General features: G+C 62.0%; 16 protein-coding genes. 6 read left to right on the forward strand and 10 right to left on the reverse strand.

What is annotated here, in order from left to right; genetic code table 11:
- Positions 1–179 precede the first annotated feature (179 nt).
- The 3 genes from BREU_RS09505 to argS form a co-directional block, all read right to left on the reverse strand.
- Positions 180–470, reverse strand: a complete 291-nt coding sequence (locus BREU_RS09505) for a type II toxin-antitoxin system RelE/ParE family toxin (protein WP_044089894.1) — start codon at positions 468–470, stop codon at positions 180–182.
- A 2-nt stretch (positions 471–472) separates the two neighbouring features.
- A complete protein-coding gene (locus BREU_RS09510; RefSeq protein WP_044089893.1) occupies positions 473–769 on the reverse strand; it encodes a type II toxin-antitoxin system RelB/DinJ family antitoxin in 297 nt (98 codons plus the stop codon).
- A 231-nt stretch (positions 770–1,000) separates the two neighbouring features.
- The gene (argS, locus tag BREU_RS09515) at positions 1,001–2,854 is read right to left on the reverse strand and encodes an arginine--tRNA ligase (protein ID WP_044089890.1); all 1,854 of its coding nucleotides are present in this window, start codon (positions 2,852–2,854) and stop codon (positions 1,001–1,003) included.
- Positions 2,855–3,252: 398 nt separating this feature from the next.
- Here argS and BREU_RS09520 point away from each other — a divergent pair, with 398 nt between their 5' ends.
- Both BREU_RS09520 and BREU_RS09525 read left to right on the forward strand, forming a co-directional pair.
- On the forward strand, positions 3,253–3,900 hold the full coding sequence (locus tag BREU_RS09520; protein ID WP_044089889.1) for a TetR/AcrR family transcriptional regulator: 648 nt from the start codon (positions 3,253–3,255) through the stop codon (positions 3,898–3,900).
- 208 nt (positions 3,901–4,108) lie between these two features.
- Positions 4,109–5,392, forward strand: a complete 1,284-nt coding sequence (locus BREU_RS09525) for an MFS transporter (protein ID WP_044089888.1) — start codon at positions 4,109–4,111, stop codon at positions 5,390–5,392.
- Between the two features lie 73 nt (positions 5,393–5,465).
- Here BREU_RS09525 and murA read toward each other — a convergent pair whose 3' ends face one another.
- Entirely contained in the window at positions 5,466–6,791 is a 1,326-nt protein-coding gene (gene murA, locus BREU_RS09530; protein WP_044089887.1) for a UDP-N-acetylglucosamine 1-carboxyvinyltransferase, read from the reverse strand.
- A gap of 326 nt (positions 6,792–7,117) precedes the next feature.
- On the opposite strand from murA, the gene BREU_RS09535 reads away from it, so the two are divergent.
- Positions 7,118–8,467, forward strand: a complete 1,350-nt coding sequence (locus tag BREU_RS09535; protein ID WP_044089886.1) for an NAD(P)/FAD-dependent oxidoreductase — start codon at positions 7,118–7,120, stop codon at positions 8,465–8,467.
- 140 nt (positions 8,468–8,607) lie between these two features.
- On the opposite strand, the gene BREU_RS09540 is transcribed toward BREU_RS09535, so the two are convergent.
- Together BREU_RS09540 and BREU_RS09545 are read right to left on the reverse strand one after the other, a co-directional pair.
- Positions 8,608–9,717, reverse strand: coding sequence for a beta/alpha barrel domain-containing protein (locus BREU_RS09540; RefSeq protein ID WP_044089885.1), 1,110 nt, complete (start codon positions 9,715–9,717; stop codon positions 8,608–8,610).
- Between the two features lie 28 nt (positions 9,718–9,745).
- On the reverse strand, positions 9,746–10,873 hold the full coding sequence (locus BREU_RS09545; RefSeq protein WP_081886684.1) for a CPBP family intramembrane glutamic endopeptidase: 1,128 nt from the start codon (positions 10,871–10,873) through the stop codon (positions 9,746–9,748).
- Positions 10,874–11,516: 643 nt separating this feature from the next.
- Between BREU_RS09545 and BREU_RS11340 the strand changes: the two genes are divergently transcribed.
- Both BREU_RS11340 and BREU_RS09555 read left to right on the forward strand, forming a co-directional pair.
- Positions 11,517–12,167, forward strand: a complete 651-nt coding sequence (locus BREU_RS11340; RefSeq protein WP_081886670.1) for a PH domain-containing protein — start codon at positions 11,517–11,519, stop codon at positions 12,165–12,167.
- Positions 12,167–14,122: a PH domain-containing protein gene (locus tag BREU_RS09555; RefSeq protein WP_044089884.1), complete on the forward strand. Its 1,956-nt coding sequence runs from the start codon at positions 12,167–12,169 to the stop codon at positions 14,120–14,122. Before BREU_RS11340 ends, BREU_RS09555 begins: the two co-directional genes overlap by 1 nt.
- A gap of 53 nt (positions 14,123–14,175) precedes the next feature.
- Here the strand turns inward: BREU_RS09555 and BREU_RS09560 are convergent, their stop codons facing one another.
- The 3 genes from BREU_RS09560 to leuC all read right to left on the reverse strand — a co-directional run bounded on the left by BREU_RS09560 (position 14,176) and on the right by leuC (position 17,061).
- On the reverse strand, positions 14,176–14,403 hold the full coding sequence (locus BREU_RS09560; RefSeq protein ID WP_044089883.1) for an LPXTG cell wall anchor domain-containing protein: 228 nt from the start codon (positions 14,401–14,403) through the stop codon (positions 14,176–14,178).
- A 477-nt stretch (positions 14,404–14,880) separates the two neighbouring features.
- Positions 14,881–15,573: a 3-isopropylmalate dehydratase small subunit gene (gene leuD, locus BREU_RS09565; protein ID WP_044089882.1), complete on the reverse strand. Its 693-nt coding sequence runs from the start codon at positions 15,571–15,573 to the stop codon at positions 14,881–14,883.
- 84 nt (positions 15,574–15,657) lie between these two features.
- Entirely contained in the window at positions 15,658–17,061 is a 1,404-nt protein-coding gene (gene leuC, locus BREU_RS09570) for a 3-isopropylmalate dehydratase large subunit (protein WP_044089880.1), read from the reverse strand.
- 396 nt (positions 17,062–17,457) lie between these two features.
- Between leuC and BREU_RS09575 the strand changes: the two genes are divergently transcribed.
- A complete protein-coding gene (locus BREU_RS09575; RefSeq protein WP_044089879.1) occupies positions 17,458–18,276 on the forward strand; it encodes an IclR family transcriptional regulator in 819 nt (272 codons plus the stop codon).
- 4 nt (positions 18,277–18,280) lie between these two features.
- On the opposite strand, the gene BREU_RS09580 is transcribed toward BREU_RS09575, so the two are convergent.
- On the reverse strand, positions 18,281–19,594 hold the full coding sequence (locus BREU_RS09580; protein WP_044089878.1) for a metallophosphoesterase: 1,314 nt from the start codon (positions 19,592–19,594) through the stop codon (positions 18,281–18,283).
- Positions 19,595–20,153: the final 559 nt, after the last annotated feature.

Consider the following 20,153-nt stretch of genomic DNA (forward strand, 5'->3'; position numbering starts at 1 on the left):
CACAGTGCCGCCGGATATTCCATTGTGCGGGTCGTGCGGCACCATCCGACCTGCAATGTGTGCGACTCGACGGCCCGAGCACGCGCGGTCCGCTGCTGCCCTCAGGTCTGCTTTTCATCAGGTCTGCCGTCCTCAGGCCCCGGCCGCTCAGCGGCCGATTATCCAGCGACTCTGAACCGTCAGCTGAAGAGTTCGTCGTGGGAGCCGGTGCGCTGGAAGATGGCGAGATCGTCGGTGGTGCACCAGATAAGCAGCCAGTCGCCGGCGTTGGCGATATGGCATTCGTTGGAGCCCTTCCACTCTCCGGACAGCGTGTGCATGTTGTGGCGGCGTTTCAGCTCCTCGATGGATTCGACGGTGTCGTCAAGGATGAGCCTGACCACCTGTCGCAAAGGAGCAGTATCAATCCGCTTTTTCCTCAGACGTTTGATATCCCTATTGAATCGAGGCGTGTATTCAGGTTCCAGCATAATCAAATTCCCAAACTGGCGAACATATCATCAGCCGTCTTGAAATCATGCGTCCGGCCGTTCTTGATGATCTCCTGCGTTTCGCGGATGGCTTCGCGGCTTTCCTCGTTCGGCTTCTCCGATTCAAAGGTCAGTGGAATGCTGCGGGTGCGGGCCATCTGCGTCCAGAATGCACGCGTAGCGGAGGCGAGGGTGAGCCCGTACTCCTCGGCCACTTCCGACGCCTGGGCGATCACCTGTTTGCTCGCCCTGATGGCCTTGGATTCCGTCGCATTCGGGGAAGTCGTCACTGCGGTCATGGCAATCCTCCTTAAATTCCAATGAACATACAGCCATATGTGCACAGTTGTGGCTAATATTACCACATCAGCACCACGGTAGTGCACAAACCGGTGAACGATGTGCAAGCAAACCGCAAACCGCAATCGGTAAACAGCAGCAGAAAAACATGAGGCAGCCCCATAATCGGGACTGCCTCATTCGTCATATACGTCGCGAGCGTCGCGAAATACAGCGATGGCCGAAGGCCATCACATCTTTTCCGGCGCAGAAACACCGAGCAGGTCGAGGCCAGCGGCGATCACGTCGCGGACGGCGTCGTTGAGCTTGAGACGGGCGGCGGCGCGCGCCGGCTCCGGGTTCTTGGCGATTTCGAGGGCCTTGCGGGCCTCCTCGTCGCCGCGGACCTCCGGGTCGGTCAACGGCATCGGCACCACGCGTTCCACGTTGTACCACTTGTGGTAGGCGGCGGCCAGATCCTCAAGGTAATGCGCCACGCGATGCGGGGCGCGCGCGTCGCCCGCCAAGGTCAGCAGCGCCGGCCACTGGGCGATCGCGGCGAGCACTTCGCCGTCCGCCTCGGTGTCCAGCAGGGACAGATCGGCACCGTCATACGAGATGCCGGCGGCCTCGGCGTTGCGGTCCACGTTGCAGGAGCGGGCGTGCGCGTACTGCACGTAGTAAACCGGGTTGTCGTTGGAATGGGAGGCCAGCAGGTTGAGGTCGATGTCCACCGGCGAGTTGTAGTCGGTGCGGGCCAGCGAGTAGCGGGATGCGTCCACGCCGATGGCCTCGACCAGGTCGTCGATGGTGACGACGTTGCCGGCGCGCTTCGACATGCGCACGGCCTTGCCGTCCTTGAGCACATTGACCAGCTGACCGATGAGGATCTGCATGTTCTCGCCCGGCTTGTCGCCGAAGGCCGCGCACATGGCCATCATGCGGCCGATGTAGCCGTGGTGGTCGGCGCCGAGCATGTAGATGGCGATGTCGGCCGGGGCGGACGGCTTGCCGTCGCGGTGGCGCTTGTTCCAGTAGTAGGCGATATCGGCGGCGAAGTATGCGAATTCGCCGTTGGACTTGATGATCACTCGGTCCTTGTCGTCACCGTGCTTGGTGGACTCGAACCAGGTGGCACCGTCCTTCTCGTAGATGTCGCCGCGTTCGCGCAGCTCTTCGATGGCACGCGTCACCTCGCCATCCTGATACAGGCTGTTCTCGTGGAACCAGACGTCGAAGTGCACGCGGAAGTCCTTCATGGACTTGCGGATCTCGTCGAACATCATCGGTACGGCGCGCTTGCGGAACTCCTCACGCAGCTCCGAATCGGATTCGCCGACCGGCTCGCCGTCGGCGTTGAGGCCTTGGTCCTCATGCTGGAGGGCGGTCAGGTCCACGCCGTCCGCCTTGGCCTCGTCCTGTACGCGGCGGGCGATCTCGTCGATATAGGCGCCCTTGTACCCATCGAACGGGGTTTCGGTCTGGTAGCCGGCCTCGCCGAGGTTGTTGGCGCGGGCCCATGCGGCCACCAGCGACTTGGCGAAGCGGTTGATCTGCTCACCGTGGTCGTTGAAGTAGTATTCGCGCACGACTTTGGCGCCGTTGGCTTCGAGCACGCGGGCCATCGAGTCGCCGGTGGCTGCCCAGCGGGTGCCGCCGATGTGGATCGGGCCGGTGGGGTTGGCGGAGACGAATTCGAGGTTCAGGGTCTTGCCGGCAAGGTGTTCGTTGCGACCGAACGTGGAGATGCCGCGTTCGTCCTTCACGGCGGCCAGCACCTGATCGACCACGGCGGCGGCCGAAGCGGAGTCAAGGGTGATGTTGATGAAGCCGGGGCCGGCCACTTCCACGGATTTGACGCCATCCGCCTCGGTGAGTTCGGCGGCGAACGGCTCAGCCAGGTCGCGCGGCTTCATACCGGCCTTCTTGGCCAGCTGCATGGCGATGTTGGAGGCCCAGTCGCCGTGCGCGCGATCCTTCGGGCGCATGACGGCGAGCTTGTCGACCGGCGGGATCAGATCGTCGGTCAGTTGGCCGGCTTTGCCCTCGGCAACCAGGTTGTGGGCAATCTTGGAAATCAGTTCACTTAAGGCTTCAGGACTCATTCTTCCAAGGATACCGGCCGCACCGACGTTTGCAGACTCCTCGCCTATGACTTCGCCTTCTCATTCGCGACCGGCCTGTGGCACTTGTGGCTGCGACTGCGGATTCGCATGGATCCCCATGGACTCCCACGCATCACATTGGAGCGGAATAGGACCGTGGACGCACATCCGTGGCGATACATACCGCCCGAACTCCGCCAACAACAACCATCGCTTTTCCGCAGGGACCCGCCGAACCCCTATACATACCGACCGTCGGTATGTATAGTGCGAGCCAGCACTCGACAATCACAAGGTTTCCCTCCCTAGACGCAAATGCCGGCAGCACCCCATCGGCGGAATTCGGGGAAATCGAAAGATTGGGGAAACGACGGAAGTCCTTCAGGAAGGAGGAGCACATGGCACGCAACGCGCATCCGGAGGTGACCGAGCGCCGCATCCTTGAAGCGGCGCGTGATCTGTTCGTCGAGAAGGGATACGAAAAGACCACTGTCCAGAACATCGTGGACCGGCTCGGCGACCTCTCCAAAGGAGCGATCTACCATCATTTCAAATCCAAGGAAGCGATTCTGGACCGGCTGAACAGCGCCGATTGGGATTACAGCCAGGGACTCCGCGACCAAATCATGGCCCGAGAAGACCTCACCGGACTCGACAAGCTGCGGGCATTGTTCACCCTCGCCGTCAGCAACACGGAGCACAACAAGCTCAATCAAGCAGCGCTGCCGATGCTCAACGACCCGGTCTGCCTGGCCAACAACATGCATTTCTGGACCGCCGATCTGCCGGAGCATTGGCTGCCCATAATCGAGCAGGGCGTTGCGGATGGTTCGATTCCCACCGAATACCCGCGCGAAGCCGCCGAACTCATCGCCCTGCTCACCAATTACTGGCTACTGCCCATGTTCTATCCTGCATCGTCCGCCTCACTGCGGCATCGCGTCCAGTGCATCGCCGCGATGATGAGCGCCATAGGCGTGCCGGTGTTCGACGACAAGCTGATCGAACAAACCACTGATTTCTACGCATCGTTCGACAGTGAATAATCATCTACCGTTGCGGCGGCGGCTTCGCTACGGCTGCAACCGTCGCAAGCGTTGCGACCAACCACCGATCCCAATCCCGCAGCCGTAACCGACCAATGCATTCGTCACACCAGCTGTATCCGCCACATATAGCCATAAGCCAACAAATCACCGACTCCACCCCATCCCACCGATGAGGAATCATCTCAGGCACCATAAGGAATCATTTATGGCATCGCAATCCTCGCAATCACCACAACCTCAGCAATCACCACAACCTCAACGATCACCGCTGCTCAGCCGCGACTTCATACTGCTCGTTGCCGGACAGGGCATCTCAGTGTTCGGCAACCTGATGCTGCGCTTCGCCATGTCGATGTGGGTGTTGGACGAAACCGGCTCGGCCACGGTGTTCGGATCGATCCTGGCGGTCTCCGTCGTGCCGATGATCGTTCTCTCTCCGTTCGGCGGCGTTCTGGCCGACCGCATGAACCGCCGTACCATCATGGTGGCGCTCGATGCGCTTTCCGGCGTATTGGTGCTGGCGAGCGCCCTGGTGTTCGCAGCCATCGGGTTCAACATCGCGGCCATCGCCGTGATGCAGGTGCTGCTCGCTGTGCTCGGCGCGTTCGAGACGCCCACCGTGCAGGCCGCGCTCCCCCAGATGTTCCGCCAACACGGTCAGGCCACCATGCGTCAGGCGATGGCCGTGGTCAATCAGGTGCAGCAAATCGGTTCGTTGCTGCCGAGCTTCCTCGGAGGCGTGTTGTATGCGATGTTCGGCATCCGTTTGATGATGATCATCACCATCGTGAGTTTCGCCGCGGCCGCCGCGCTCGAATGCCTCATCCGTCTCGCCGCGCCCGACCGCGGCGATGAGGCGCTGCCGACACCTATAGAGGATTTCAAGGCAGGCATCCGCTTCCTTGTCAAGGACCGGCCGAACGTGTTCCAGCTGCTGCTGTTCGCCGCAGCGCTGAACTTCCTCGTCATCGGATACTCTGCGGTCGGCTTCCCCTACACGATCCGCACGGTGCTCGGTTTCGACGCGACCGTCTATGGCGTGGCCGACGGACTGGTGGGCGTCGCCGGCGTGGCCGGCGCGTTTACCGCCGGGTTGTTCGCCGCCAAGCTCACGATGCGGCATTTCCCGCTGGCGTTGTTCCTGTTTTCGCTGACCGTGGTGCCTCAGGCAGTGGTATTCATGATTCCGGCGAGCGCATGGGCCAGATTGCTCGTGCTGGTGATCTTCACCTGCTGCACGATGATCGCCTGCTGCTTCACCAATCTCATCGCGATTCCGACGATCCAGATGAGCACGCCGGAATCCATGACCGGCAAGGTGATGGCCATGACCGCCGCCATTTCGATGTGCGCCCAACCACTTGGCCAGATGGCGTACGGATGGGCCTACGACCGCTTCCCGGTGGCTGCCGTGCTTGCCGCCACCGCTATCGGTTCAGCCGTACTCATCGTGCTGATGGTGCCGCTGTCCGGGAAATTCGGCGACTGACGCGGCCTGAGACTCGCTGCCTGAGACGCCCATCGACTATTTCGAATCAAAGCCGAACTGCCCGCCGGCACCGTCAGTCGAAGTCGGCGCCGAGGGCTGCGAGCTTGCCGCGGAAGTCGGCGTAGCCGCGGTCGATCAGGCTGATGCCCTGCACGTTGGAGGGGCCCTTGGCCGCGAGGGCCGCGATCAGGTGGCTGAAGCCGCCGCGCAGATCGGGCACGTCGATGTCGCGGCCGGTCAGCGGGGTGGGTCCGAAGATCACGGCGGAATGCTTGTAGTTGCGCTGCTGGAAACGGCAGGGCAGGGAACCCAAGCACTCGCGGTACAGCTGGATGGTCGCGCCCATCTGCACGAGCGGCTTGGTGAAACCGAACCGGTTCTCGTACACGGTCTCATGCACGATGCTCAGGCCGTTCGCCTGGGTCAGCGCCACGACCAGCGGCTGCTGCCAGTCGGTCATGAAGCCCGGATGCACGTCGGTCTCGATGGCCACGGGCTTCAGATCGCCGCCCGGATGCCAGAAACGGATGCCCGTGTCGGTCACGTCGAACTCGCCGCCGACCTTGCGGAACACGTTGAGGAAGGTCATCATCTCCGGCTGCGTGGCGCCCTTGACGAAGATGTCGCCATGCGTGGCGAGCGCGGCCGCGGCCCAGGAGGCCGCCTCGATGCGGTCGGTGAGCGACGTGTGCGTGAAGCCCTTGAGCTCCCTGACGCCCTCGATGCGGAACGTGCGGTCCACATCCACCGAGATCACCGCGCCCATCTTCTGCAGGACGGCCACCAGATCCATGATCTCCGGCTCGATGGCCGCGCCGGACAACTCGGTCTTGCCCTCGGCCAGCACGGCCGCCAGCAGCGTCTGCTCGGTGGCGCCCACGGACGGGTACGGCAGGTGGATCTTCGCGCCATGCAGGCCGTCCGGCGCGGTGATGTGGATGCCGTCCTCATGCTCCTTGTCCACCGTGGCGCCGAGCTTGCGCAGGGTCTCCAGATGGAAGTCGATCGGACGGCCCCCGATCGCGCAACCGCCGAGCGCCGGGATGAACGCCTCGCCCAGACGGTGCACCAACGGGCCCGAGAACAGGATCGGGATACGCGAGGAGCCGGACAGCGTGTCCACGTCCGCCACATCCGCCAACTGCACATGCGAGGCGTCGATGGTCACCACACCGTTCGCGCCGTCCACATCCACGCTCACGCCATGCAGCCGCAGCAGGTCCGAGACCACGTGCACGTCACGGATCTCGGGCACGTTCCTGAGCACCGACCTGCCCGGAGCGAGCAGCGCGGCCACCATGGCCTTGCTCACGAAGTTCTTCGCGCCACGGACCTTGATGGTACCGTTCAGCGGCTTGCCGCCCTCAACATGCAGCACATCATTCGTATTCTCAGCCACGCCATTCTCCTATATATACGGTCTGCGGTTCAAACGCTATCGTCCAGTTTGCCATAACCCATGTGCGCACTCGGTGAAATGCGCTTGGAGCCGAACGCCTCCGCGCCGCGGGTCCTTTGCACCGCTCCCACGATTCACGGAACCTTGCCGAGTGGTATCCCACCCGGCACCTACGCGGCTGCCACCCAGCAATCCTCCTGGCACCACACCCAATCATGTGCTAATAATGTGACCCAGCTCACATGTTCTGCCACACATTCTCCATCCCCCTACGATACGATTCAGTGCAGGGCAATAGACGCCTAGGCCACTAGCAAAGGAGCATTATGACCACCGTCGCCGTCATCGGCTGCACACACGCCGGCACGTTCGCCGCCACCTCGATCCTCGCCGAGCACCCGGATTGGACCGTCCACGTATTCGAGCGCAACGGCACCCTGTCCTTCCTGTCCTGCGGCATCGCACTATGGGTCGGCGATCACGTATCCGACCCGAAGAAGATGTTCTACTCCTCCCCCGAAGCGCTTGCTCAGGCGGGCGCGACCATGCACATGCGCACCGACGTGACCAGCGTGGACCCGGTGGGCAAGACACTTACCTATCGCTCGCTCGAAGGTGGGGATTCGGCGTCCGAGGAGACGCTCGCCTTCGACAAGCTGGTCGTGACCACCGGCTCGCGCCCGGTGATTCCGCCGATTCCGGGCATCGACAGCCCGCATGTGCTGCTGTGCAAGAACTGGGACCACGCCATCGCTATCAAGGAGAAGGCGAAGTCCGCCAAGTCGGCGGTGGTGATCGGCTCCGGGTACATCGGCGCGGAGATCGCCGAGCAGTTCAGCCTGACCGGCGTCACAACCACGCTGGTGGACGGCCTTGACCGCCCGCTGGCCAACAACTTCGACAAGACCATCACCGATCAGGTGGCCGCCGCGTTCGAGGAGCACGGCGTGACACTGGCGCTCGGCCAGAAGGTGGTGGAGTTCCGCGACAATGACGACGATACAGTCACCGTGGTCACCGAAAAGGGCGAATACACGGCCGAAATGGCGATTCTCGCCGTCGGCTTCCTGCCGAACACCGACCTGCTCAAGGGCAAGGTGGACATGCTGCCCAACGGCGCAATCATCGTGGACGACTACATGCAGGCCTCCGTGCCGGACGTGTACGCCGCCGGCGACTCGGCCACCGTGTTCTACAACCCGACCGGCAAGCACGACTACATTCCGCTGGCCACCAACGCTGTGCGCCAGGGCCTGCTGGTGGGCCGCAATATCGAGAAGCCGACCGTGAAATACATGGGCACGCAGGCCACCTCGGCCGTGCAGCTGTACGACCTCTCCCTGGCCGCTTCCGGCCTGACGCAGGCGGGTGCCGAGCGGCGCGGGCTCACCGTGCGTGAGACCTCGCTGGTCGACGACTACCGTCCGGACTTCATGCTCACCACCACGCCGGTCACCTCGATCCTGACCTGGGACCCCGAGACCCGCAGGGTTAAGGGCGGCCAGTTCTGTTCCAAGGCCGACATCTCCGGTGCCGCGAATGTGATCTCGATGGCGATCCAGGCCGGATTCACCATTGATCAGCTGGCCAACGTGGACTTCCTGTTCCAGCCGAACTTCGACAAGCCGGTCTACTACGTGGGTGCGGTCGCCATGAAGGCCGCCGCCGAAGCCTGAGCTGAGAGTCCGAACGCACTGGGACTGCCCTGAGACTGCGCTGGGACACCCCGTAATCCGTATCCGCAATCTCTCCGAATCGGCCCCTCGTCACTGCATAACTGCATTACGAGGGGCCGATTCCCGATATCCCGCAGCGATCACCGAGTTTCTTTAATCTTGCGCGCCAGCCCGGCATCCCACATGGCTCCGGTGGCGGACATGACGGAATCTGCACCGGCGGCCTTGTACGCCGCATAATCGGCCGGAGACACCACACCACCGACGCCGTTAATCGCAAAAGCAAGTCCCAAACGCTCGCGGATGGCGGCCAAACGCCTCACCATGGCGAGGCCGGTGCCGCGAATGGCGTTGCCGCACACGCCGGAACGGTCCCGCCCCGCGCCGGGCAGCGCCTGATTGCCATGCACGTCCACCAGACGGGCGGAAATCGTATTGATGGTGCTGAACCCCTGCACGGTGCCGCGCGCGGCCGTGGAGCGCACCATGAGTTCGAGGTCGTCGTCGCTGGGGATGTACGCCAGCTTGATCATCAGCGGCGTATCGCCGATCTCGTTCTTCACGGCTTCGGTGATACGTCCCACCAGCAGCGGGTCATGGCACAGCAGCCTGTTGTGCCCCTCGTTCGGACAGCTGGTGTTCATCACCATGAGCTTCGCGCCGGTCTCCTTGACCAAACGGGCCGTGGTGGCATGGTCGGCGATGTATTCCGCCTCGCTCATGCCCTCGACGCGCGAGCCCTGGAAGCTTGGCACCAAGACCTGCCCCGGCCCGGCTGCGGCAATGGCGGCACGCATGTCCGGCTGCCAATACTCCGGATCCTTGGACGGCACGCCAAAGCTGTTGGAGATGGACATCGGCAGCTCATAATTGGTGTCCGCCAGCACACCTTCGTCCAGCTCGGCGCTGCCGGGGGTCAGCGAGCCGTCCGCGGACTTGGGGTGCACGGCCAGCACGTTCGGGAATGGGTTGCAGCCCCATGCGCGCGAACGCACGGTCTTGTAGGTCGCCAGATCGAAGCCCATGCGGAAAGCGGCAGTGGTGTATTTGCTATTGAGCAGCGGCCCGGCGGGAATGCCGAACGCCAGGTTCACCGGCTGCCCCAGGAAGGTTTCGCCCTGCTGCTTCCCAGCAATCGGTTCGTCATCGACATCGGCCTTCAGCGCCTGCGCGAACGCGCCGAACGGGCCATACTCGTAGTTGTCTTCATACGTGCGATTCACGTCATAAAACGGCTCGAAATCACTCATATTCCAACGATAAGCCATGCCGCGAACGTCACATCACGCCGGCGAGTGACAGCGCCGCCTGCGCCACATTCGCCACGATGAACACAATGAACACGGGCGAAGTCCATCCGGCATACGTGTCAGGGATGCTGCGGTTCTGCAGCCGGTACTGTTTCAGTCCGCGCCCGTATGCCACGAGCGCCACCACCGCGCCGATCGCTCCGACCGCCGTCAACACGATCACATACACGCCGTATTGGCTGTCGTTGAGCTGCCCGGCGAACCAAGTGTCGATCAATCCGGAGAGCACCGCGTTGTTGAAGATGTGCAGCGCGATCGACCATATCAGCGAGTATTCCATCGCCACAAAGCCCAGAATCAAGCCAAACAGAAACGCGAATGTCCCCTGCACGAAGTCTCCGTGGAACAGGCCGAACGCCAGCGCAGAGGTCACGATGGCGAAGTTCCTGCCCAGCGGCTTCAGCTCCTTCATCAGCACGCCGCGGAACATCACCTCTTCGCAGATCGGCCCGAACAGGCCTATATAGAGCCACATGGTCACGGTGTTCGCGGACTGGTCGAGACTTTCCGACGTCGGCGAGGAGATCGCCGCGCCGAACGACGAGAGCACTAGCTGCACCAGACTGACTGCGCTTTGCGTGCCCATGCCGAGCAGCACGAAGATCAGGAACCATTGCGGCTGCATGCGCCCGCCACCATATTGGCTCGGCCGTCCGATCTGGTTCGGTTCGCCGTAGCTGTCCCTATGCGGACCGCCGAGCCAGAATTCCCGGGTGACGATGTCACGGTGACGCATGATGAGCAGGAACCCCATGGCGAAAACCAGCGAAGCGAGGCTGATAATGCCGTCGCCTTTGGTGGAGTCGCCTTCCACCATACTGGGTGTGATTACACCAAGCGCAATCATCGCGATGATGCTGCCTACGTACATCATGGCTTCATAGATGAATGTAAGGCCCATCGCGCGATTGACCACGCGCCTGCGCCACGTACGCCACGCCTGGCGCGGGTCGATGGCGATGACCGGCGGCTGCTGGGGCTGCGGGGGCTGGTATTGCGTGCGGTACGGCGGCTGCAGTTGGGGCTGCGGCTGCACGGGGTACGCCGGCTGAGGCTGCGCTGCGGAATACGGCTGATACTGTGCGGTTTGCGGCATGTGCCGCTGCGGCTGGGCAGGATACTGGTTCGGTTGTACGGGGTATGATTGCGGCTGCGGCTGCGCAACATATGCCGGCTGCTGCGGTTGGTACTGTGCAGAGTCATACGACTGTGACTGCGGTGCAGGTTGAGGCTGCAGCGATAGTTGCGGCTGCGGCACTGCATATGGCTGCGGCTGCATCGTCGACTGGTACGCCTGCTCCGGTGCAGATATCTGAACTTGAGGCTGCACGAGGTACGACGGAGAAGAGGGCTGCGGCTGTGGTACAGCATACGATTGCGGCTGCGCGGGGTACGGTTGCGGCGTCACCGGTTGCGATACCGGCCGGTACGCCGGCGTAGGCGTCTGGACTTGCGGCTGCACAGCACTAATCTGCGGTTGCGTATGCTGAGTCTGCGTATCCTGCTGAGGAGCCTCGTTCTGCCTGGGTTGCACCGGTTGCGTCGACGGTGACGGCTTCTGCAACGGATTCGGTTCGTTCATAGTCATACCGTTCAACCTAACCGCTGTTGCTGAATGATTTGTGACGATGTCCACAATTACCAATGAATGCGCCGGCGGGACTCCGCGGAGAACGAGCCATATCCGATACAGTGGATGACGACAGGGAGCACTAGTGCGCCCGCCGACGTAGGGGGACATGATGGACAATCATCAACAGGATCGCACCGCGCAAACCGACACGACGCCATCGGATGCAACACCAACCGATACAGTTCAAGCCGACGCGACGCAATCCGATATAGCCGAACCCGCCATGGCGCATATCGAGCCGGCACCTATGGGCGTCACCCCAGCCATCTCCTGTGCCGACGGCTGGCGGCCGCTGCCGCCGCGGGTGCGCACCGTGTGGCTCATCACCGAGGCGTTCCAGTGCGTGATCTGGCTGGCGGTATGCGGCGTGATTACGGCCATCTGCCTCGCGAACGGCTGGTGGGGGTTCTGGCAACGGCTCATCATCGGGGTCGCCGTCGTCTATGCGGTGCTGGAACTCGTATCACAGCCGTTGCAGACCAAATATATGTATGCCTTCACGCGCTTCCGTATCGGCGAGCGCGATCTGGCCACCCGCAAAGGCTGGCTGTTCCGCACCTCCACCACCACGCCATACACCCGCGTGCAGCACGTGGATACCAAACAGAACCCGGTCCAACGTCATTTCGGACTCACCACAGTGGTGGTGCACACCGCCGCCGACGAGCACGAAATAGCCGCGCTGGATACCGCCGAGGCCGAGCGTATCGTGGCGCTCATCACCGAACGTGTGGCCGCAGCAAAGGACGACCTGTGATGAGTGATTCCAGCAACGTCCGCGTCTCCCCGACAACCGATGACTCTCTGATGGCTGATGTCCCTCCAACTGCCGATGGTTCCGATAGCACCGCGAGCGACGCCACCGCCACGTCCTCCGGCACCGCCACGCCCTCTGGCACCAATCCAACGTCTGATTCCCGCCCCGGTCCCAGCGCCAATCCCGATTCCGGTACCGGCCCCGATAACCAACCCAGCTCCAATGCGGCATGGCGCATGCTGCATCCCGCCGCGCTGATCGTGGGACTGGCGGAAACCATCAAAGGCGTGGTGGGCCTGTTCCTCGGCCTGCTCATCATCATGAGGGAGCATCTGTCACCGCTGGTCATTGTGCTGATTATCATCGGCGTGACCTTGGTGGCGCTGTCCCAGCCCGCCGTCGCCTGGTTCACGACCAGATACCGGCTCGGGAACGATGCGCTGTCGTTCAAATCCGGCCTGTTCTTCCGCAAGAACCGCACCATCAGCTATGGTTCGATTCACGCCATCAACAGTGCGGCACCTGTGTATCTGCAGCCGTTCGACGTCGTGCGCCTCACCGTTTCGGCGGCCGGTGCCATGGATACGGACATTCGTTTGGACGCGGTGCCCGCCGCACTGCAGCTTGAACTGGAGCGGTTGCGGGCGGCCGCGCGAGAATCAAGCCCAGCGGCCCTGTCGGAAGCCTCGCCAGCGGCCTCGCCAACGGCTTCCACCGCCTCGCCGGAGGCAATCTCGGATTCCGGCTTAGTCACCGAACGCTACTCCACCGCCGCATCCGAGCCCACGCCAGCAATCACCATGCACAGGGACACCGCTGCCCCGGCATCATCGTGCAGAGCTTCTGTTCAGACAGCGTCCGCTCAATCCCCCGTGTTCCGTGCCTCGGTGAGGGACATCGTGCTCTATTCCGTCACGGACATCGGATTCATCGCCGCCGCATTCGTGGTGTACGGGTTCGTGCAGAACGTGCAGGATGTATTGCCCCGTAAGCTCATGCACGATGCCATGGATTCGTTCGATGCCGTGCTTGCCAGCGGGGTGACGGCGATCCTGCTATTGATCCTCGCCTGCGTGATACTGCTCATGCTGGTGAGCATCGTCACGTCGCTGCTGCGATTCTATGGGTTCGAGGTCTGGCGTCGCGGCGACGATCTGGTGGTGGTGCGCGGCCTGTTCACACGCCATACCACGACGATTCCGGTCAGCCGAATCCAGACGGTGGCGGTGCGGCAATCGCTGTTGCGCCGCCCTTTCCACCTGTGTTCGGTCGGGCTTGGACTGAGCTCCTCGGTGAACTCGGCCAACGAGGAAAGCGGCATTTCGGCGGCTCGTATCCTGCCGGTGATCAGCACCCGCCGCGTCTACGATGTATTGCGCGTGATGCTGCCGGAATGGGATGTACCACAGCTGCCGAGCGAGGCGCGCAGCATCCATAACCCAGGCAGCGCCCCGCTGCGGTATACCGGGCGCGATTTGCTCCGGTACTATCTCACCATGCCGATTGCCGCCGCTGTAGGCGCGACGGCACTGGTGTGGCTGGGTTCCGAAGCCGGGCCGTTCGTCGGCCTCGAACTCGGAGATAACCCGGGCCCAGGGCCTGAACTTGGCTGGCCTTGGTGGATCGCCGTTGTACCAGCGGCTGCAGGATTGTATTGGATTGCGACGCGATGGCTCAAGTCGCGCACGGAAGGGTACGCCATACTAACAGGCATGCCGATGAACCATAGGATCATGGTGACCGGCAGTATCAGATCGACTACGTATCTTATGGTGACGCGTCGTGCGCGTGTCCAATCAATCACACGATCCACCGCATTATGGCGCGAACAGCGCGGCATCGAACGTGTGCAGATGTCACTGTTCGTCATGAACGGCATCAATGCACTGCAGTTCATGTTCATGCATCGGCCGGACGCAGACGTTCTTGCCGGATGGCTTGAAGACCGGCATTGACGGTCAAGCCACCGATCATTCCGCGTTGGTCTATCGTTTGCGTTGCCTGGGGTCTATCGTTTGCGCTGCCTGGGCCGCTGCCGCTTCGACAACATGAAGAACAGTGCCGCCAACGCCAGCAATACTATAACCACCACCACAACGCTTGCGATATTCGTTCCTGTGGCCGCCAGCACTTGTTGCACAGGGACCTGAGCGCTTGTATCATCCGCCGCGTAGGCCGGCATCGCGCCAAACAGCACAACAACACTCACCAATACGGACAGCACCGCACCCAGCATTGTGATTGACCTACGTATCGGCTTCCTCACCCTGTACCCCCTGTTCCATGTGTCGCGCCAAGCATCATCGCCCGTCGCGCACAATTGCGTATAACAGATATCAAGTATAGGGGGGGGGAGGGGAAAAACACAATAAAGCCCCCAAGCGTGTTATTGCAAGGGGGGCATCATACAACGACTACGTAGGTTGAAGCGGGTTCAGACAGCAGACCTATCGAGGCAAAAACGCCTCGATCAGCCAACGGGCCTGGTCCGGCGATTAATGACTCGCCTTACGGCGAGACTCAGTATTGGCCGAGCCGCTGCCGCAGCTCGGCGCAGGCCCTGCTGAGAGCCCACCGGACTCCCAGCAGCCTGATCGCCAACAGCAATAACAGACTCGCTTACGCGAGACGCAAGCCTACCTTCGTTCGACTATCGTCTCGCTCAGGCCTCACCTACGGACAGTCCACCGGACTGTCCGCTTAACGGCTCGGCTCAGATAACGCCTCGATCAGCCAACGGCCCTGCCCAATTATCCTCTTCGGGCTCGCGGGCGGATTGGATTTGTTCTTCGGGCCAGTGCTTGGCGGGGATGGTCTTGGGCTTGAAGGGGAACTTCTCGGCGCGCATCTTCTCGTAGGCGGCGATGTCGTCCTCATGCTGCAGCGTCAGATCGATGTCGTCGTAGCCGTTCATCAGACGCCAGCGGGTGTAATCGTTCACCTCGAACGGGAGGGTCACGTCTCCGCAGGTCACGGTACAGGTCTCCAGCGAAACGGTCATTTCACGGCCGGGCTCCTCCTCGAGCAGCTTCCACAGCAGCTCGACGCTCTCCTGCGGCATGATAGCGGCCAGCACGCCGTTCTTGGCGGTGTTGCCGTAGAAGATGTCGGCGAAGCTCGGCGCGATCACCACACGGAACCCATAATCATGCAGCGCCCACACCGCGTGCTCACGGGAAGAGCCGATGCCGAATTCGGGACCGGCCACCAGGATCTGCCCTTTACCGGCGTACTCCGGCTTGTTGAGCACGAAGTTCGGATCGCGACGCCATGCGTAGAACAGCGCATCCTCGAAACCGGACTTGGTCACGCGCTTGAGGAACACGGCCGGAATGATCTGGTCGGTGTCCACATTGGAGCGGCGCAGCGGCACGCCCACACCGGTCAACGTAGTAAGTTTTTCCATAATTGTCCTTTCGGGGTCTCTGCCCCACCCGGCGCTGCCGGGAGCCCCCTTCGCAGAGGGGGCCAATACGTAATAGTTGATGAATCAGAGATCGGCGGGAGAGGAAATGGTACCGCGGATGGCAGTGGCGGCGGCTACGGCCGGAGAGGCCAGATGCGTGCGCGAACCCTTGCCCTGACGACCTTCGAAGTTGCGGTTCGACGTCGAAATCGAGCGTTCGTCCGGCACCAGCTTGTCCGGGTTCATGCCGAGGCACATCGAGCATCCAGCGTTGCGCCATTCGGCGCCGAAGTCCTTGAACACCTTGTCAAGGCCCTCTTTCTCCGCCTCAAGACGGACGCGGGAGGACGCCGGTACCACGAGTACGCGGTGGATGTTCTTCGCCTTGTGGTGGCCCTTCATGATCGCGGCGGCCTGACGCAGGTCGTCGATGCGGCCGTTCGTGCACGAACCGATGAACACGGTGTCCACGGCGATGTCCTTAATAGGCATGCCGGGCTTCAATCCCATGTACTTAATCGCGCGCTCGGCGGCGGAACGTTCGGTGGCGTCCGCGATCTTGGCGGGGTCCGGCACGTCGGCGGTGATCGGCAGACCCTGACCCGGGTTGGTGCCCCACGTCACATAGGGGCCGAGCTTGGTGGCGTCGATATCCACCACCTTGTCGAACACGGCGTCGTCATCGGTCTTGAGCGTCTTCCAATACGCCACGGCCTTGTCCCACATCTCGCCTTCGGGCGCGTGCGGACGGCCCTTCAGGTATTCGAACGTGGTCTCGTCGGGGGCGATCATGCCGGCGCGGGCACCAGCCTCGATGGACATGTTGCACACGGTCATGCGCTCATCCATCGTGAGGTCGCGAATCGCCTCGCCACGGTATTCGATTACGTAGCCCTGGCCGCCGCCGGTGCCGATCTTGGCGATGATGGCCAGGATGATGTCCTTGGCGGTGGCGTCGGCCGGCAGCTTGCCGTTGACGTTGATGGCCATGGTCTTGAACGGCTTCAGGCTCAAGGTCTGCGTCGCCATCACATGTTCCACCTCGGACGTGCCGATGCCGAATGCCAATGCACCGAACGCGCCATGGGTGGAGGTGTGCGAGTCACCGCACACGATGGTCATGCCCGGCTGGGTCAAGCCAAGGATCGGCGCGAACGCGTGCACGATGCCCTGATCGGCGTCGCCCAGCGGATGCAGTCGCACGCCGAATTCCTTGCAGTTCTTCTCCAACGTGCTCAACTGCAGGGCGCTCGTCTTGTCCGGATTCGGGCGATCGATGTCAACGGTCGGGGTGTTGTGATCCTCGGTGGCGATGAGCTGATCGACGTGACGCGGCTTACGGCCGGCCAGACGCAAGCCTTCAAACGCCTGCGGGCTGGTGACTTCGTGCATGAGCATCAAATCGATGTACAGCAGATCGGGAGCGCCGTCGCCGCCCTTGCGCACCAGATGATCGGCCCAGACCTTCTCGGCCAGTGTCGTTCCCATAGTGTTCCTCCAAAAAATTCCGCGCGAGGTATTGTATTCGCGCCTTGTTCGTGGTATAAGCCTATGTGGTCAGGTGAGGTGCGGCTTCACTCAGGCCGGATACTGAGATAGCGGTGCCTCGCGAACGGCGCTCCTTGCCGTCATATGGCGATCGCGCCATGACGTTGTGGCAATTTCGCGGCGTACAAGACACCGCGGTGATGCCTGCCACCGTCTATATGTCGACATATCCGACGCCATCTTGGCGTTGCGTCGGCGGCGACTCAGGCGATGACTTGATTGTGAGCGCGCACAACGATTCTCCATCAACGGGAGTCCGCTTCACCGGTGATCACCTCGTGAGACACTTCCCTGATTTGCCATTTCACAATGTGAGATGGCATAATCGCGTATATTATGACTGATTCCCAAGAAGAACCATTAGCAACCGACCCTGCCGTGACCGAAACACTTGACAACGCTCCGGCAGTCGCCACTCCATCCGCATCGGATGACGGAGAAATCCACTCCGGCGTCGGCGTACTTGACAAAACCGTGAAGATTCTCGACGCACTCGAATCTGGACCGTCCACGCTCGGCCAGCTCGTGGCCGCCACCGGATTGGCCCGCCCGACCGCGCATCGTCTGGCAATCGCGCTCGAACGCCATCGTTTTGTGCTGCGCGACCAGCATGGACGTTTCGTACTGGGTTCCCGTTTTGCCGAGCTCGCCGCAGCGGCCGGCGAGGATCGTCTGCTCACCGCGGCCGGCCCGATCTTGCAGACGCTGCTCGACCGCACCGGTGAATCCGCGCAGATCTACCGCCGTCAGGGCGATCAGCGCGTCTGCATCGCCGCAGTGGAACGCGTCTCCGGCCTGCGCGATTCGATCCCGGTGGGCGCCATGCTCTCGATGGAAGCCGGCTCCGCAGCCCAAATCCTGCTCGCGTGGGAGGATTCCGAACGCCTCCACCAGGGCCTGCGCCATGCCAAGTTCACCGCAACAAAGCTCGCCGCCGTGCGCAAGCGCGGATGGTCCGAATCGGTGAACGAACGCGAGGAGGGCGTGTGCTCCATCTCCGCCCCGATCCGCAACGCCTCCGGCCAGGTCATCGCCGCGATTTCCATCTCCGGGCCGACCGGACGCATGGGTGCCGCGCCGGGTCGCCGTTACGCCCCGCTGGTGATGGCCGCCGGCAAGTACCTCACCGAAGCGCTAGTCAAGGCAGTCCGATAGGCCACTAGTTGAACAGACCGGTCAGGCGGCTCCAGAGCGACGGCTTGCGTAGCAGATCGTCACCTTCGCCCTCGCCTGGAGCTGACTGGTTCAGCGCATAGGTGTACGCCTGCTTGGAGCTGGGCTTGCCTACCAGCTCCTCGAATTCCAGCAACTGCGTACGCGGCTCATAGGGGTGACGCGCATCGAATTCGATCAGTCTCGTGGCGCGTTTGCCGGGCGCCGGACCGTAAGTGTTGAATCCGCAGGTGGGTGTGGCGATCAACATCAGTCCCTGATAGTCGCCCACGAACCCATTGCGATGGTCATGGCCTGCGGCCACCGCGAAGTAGCCATCGTTCTGCTGCAGAATCGCGAACTCCCCCGACCGGTCAGGACAGGAGATACCCTCCCCCAGATACCCGCCGGGCTGGGTGCGCTGCTCGTCGAGGATGTAATAGGTATCGGCATGATCGCGATACCCCTGCATGGCGTATGCCGTGTTCGACGGCACCGGCTTGAGCACGTGGTAGTACTCCGGCAGCGGCATGTGCTGGAATACCATCGACCGCACCGGCGCATTCGCAGACGCGCCCTGCGCCGATGAAGCCGACCCGGCAGCCTCCTCGCCGCCGCCATCACTCAACAATGACGGCACCTGCCTCAGGAAGTCCAACGTCCGGACGGACGGTGCGCCAAAGCCACCGCCACGGGCATAATCACCGGAATTCACAATCACCAAACCCAACACATTGCGGGTATCGGATACATCTCGCACCGGCAGCGCCAAGGTACCGGGTTCACATGTATATATGGTCTGGTCAGGCAGCAACGTATCGGCCGCATTCACGCAGCCGGGGAACTCACGGTAGATCGCATCCAATTCCTCATTGTCGAGGCCGCATTGGAAATCATGATTGCCGTAGGTCACCACCCACGGTACCTTGCGCTCCTCGAGAGGCGCGACGAACTGTGCGATAGCGCCGCGCACCAGCGTGCGCGTCTTGTCCAACGCACTACGGCCGATGGGTTCCTTGCTCCAGCGCCGCTTCTTGAACGACCCCGCGAAGTCCGGGCCGAACCCGGCGATCTGGTTGCCCGAGAACACCACCAAATCAGGTCGTGTGGCGTCGACGCTCGCCGCCAGCAACGATACCGTGTCCTTGGCGATTTTCGCCCCATCCTGGATATCCGCCGCCTGCAGAACGCGGAATTTACCGGATGTATGGAACTGCAGTCTGCCCAGACGCGCGGAGATGGAAACCGGACGGCCATCATCGGCATCGGCCGGTTTGATACGAGGTTTGAAACCTTCAGGCGTTCGCTGTGTTTCCGTCATGCCTCCACTGTACACATGCACGCTCAATACCGGGTTCCCGTGGTTTCCCCGAGTCTCCCAGATTTCCCATTGCGCGAGAATAACCATCACTAACGGCCGCCCAGCGCGATACCGCCAACACACCGAGGAAGGGCCCCACCCCCGTACAAAACAGGCAAAGAAAAAGGCCCGCCGGAGCGGGCCTTTTCTACAAGTTCCACAGCATAGAGCAGAATCTCTGCACAACATCATCGTTGCAACGGTAAGTCTTTCCAATGCCCGTCCAACGTAACAGTCCTCGTGACCATACACTATTTGTGGGCTCTGCTCTGTTCTGTTTTCCTTGTACCTCATAATGTATTCGCGCATCACCGATGCCGCAAGCCGCGCATCGCGGATGTTCGATTTTTATCACAACTGTTCATTCGCACAGGCTCAACGCCGGTAAACGAATGGTTGAGTGCGGTTCGAACCCGTACAATGTTCGCTTTCGTTCCTTCCAGAGCCGCCGTCGGCGTGTCGCCCAACCGCCAACAATCGACCGACCACAATTAGCCGCCCAGCATCCATCCGGCGCCCG

Origin of the sequence: Bifidobacterium reuteri DSM 23975 (assembly GCF_000741695.1) — a bacterium.
GTDB lineage: Bacteria > Actinomycetota > Actinomycetes > Actinomycetales > Bifidobacteriaceae > Bifidobacterium > Bifidobacterium reuteri.

Coding starts and splice junctions, on each gene's coding strand:
- BREU_RS09505 (WP_044089894.1), bottom strand. CDS start 470: ATGCTGGAACCTGAATACACGCCTCGATTCAATAGGGATATCAAACGT.
- BREU_RS09510 (WP_044089893.1), bottom strand. CDS start 769: ATGACCGCAGTGACGACTTCCCCGAATGCGACGGAATCCAAGGCCATC.
- argS (WP_044089890.1), bottom strand. CDS start 2,854: ATGAGTCCTGAAGCCTTAAGTGAACTGATTTCCAAGATTGCCCACAAC.
- BREU_RS09520 (WP_044089889.1), top strand. CDS start 3,253: ATGGCACGCAACGCGCATCCGGAGGTGACCGAGCGCCGCATCCTTGAA.
- BREU_RS09525 (WP_044089888.1), top strand. CDS start 4,109: ATGGCATCGCAATCCTCGCAATCACCACAACCTCAGCAATCACCACAA.
- BREU_RS09535 (WP_044089886.1), top strand. CDS start 7,118: ATGACCACCGTCGCCGTCATCGGCTGCACACACGCCGGCACGTTCGCC.
- BREU_RS09540 (WP_044089885.1), bottom strand. CDS start 9,717: ATGAGTGATTTCGAGCCGTTTTATGACGTGAATCGCACGTATGAAGAC.
- BREU_RS09545 (WP_081886684.1), bottom strand. CDS start 10,873: ATGCCGCAAACCGCACAGTATCAGCCGTATTCCGCAGCGCAGCCTCAG.
- BREU_RS11340 (WP_081886670.1), top strand. CDS start 11,517: ATGATGGACAATCATCAACAGGATCGCACCGCGCAAACCGACACGACG.
- BREU_RS09555 (WP_044089884.1), top strand. CDS start 12,167: ATGAGTGATTCCAGCAACGTCCGCGTCTCCCCGACAACCGATGACTCT.
- BREU_RS09560 (WP_044089883.1), bottom strand. CDS start 14,403: ATGCTGGGTGCGGTGCTGTCCGTATTGGTGAGTGTTGTTGTGCTGTTT.
- leuD (WP_044089882.1), bottom strand. CDS start 15,573: ATGGAAAAACTTACTACGTTGACCGGTGTGGGCGTGCCGCTGCGCCGC.
- leuC (WP_044089880.1), bottom strand. CDS start 17,061: ATGGGAACGACACTGGCCGAGAAGGTCTGGGCCGATCATCTGGTGCGC.
- BREU_RS09575 (WP_044089879.1), top strand. CDS start 17,458: ATGACTGATTCCCAAGAAGAACCATTAGCAACCGACCCTGCCGTGACC.
- BREU_RS09580 (WP_044089878.1), bottom strand. CDS start 19,594: ATGACGGAAACACAGCGAACGCCTGAAGGTTTCAAACCTCGTATCAAA.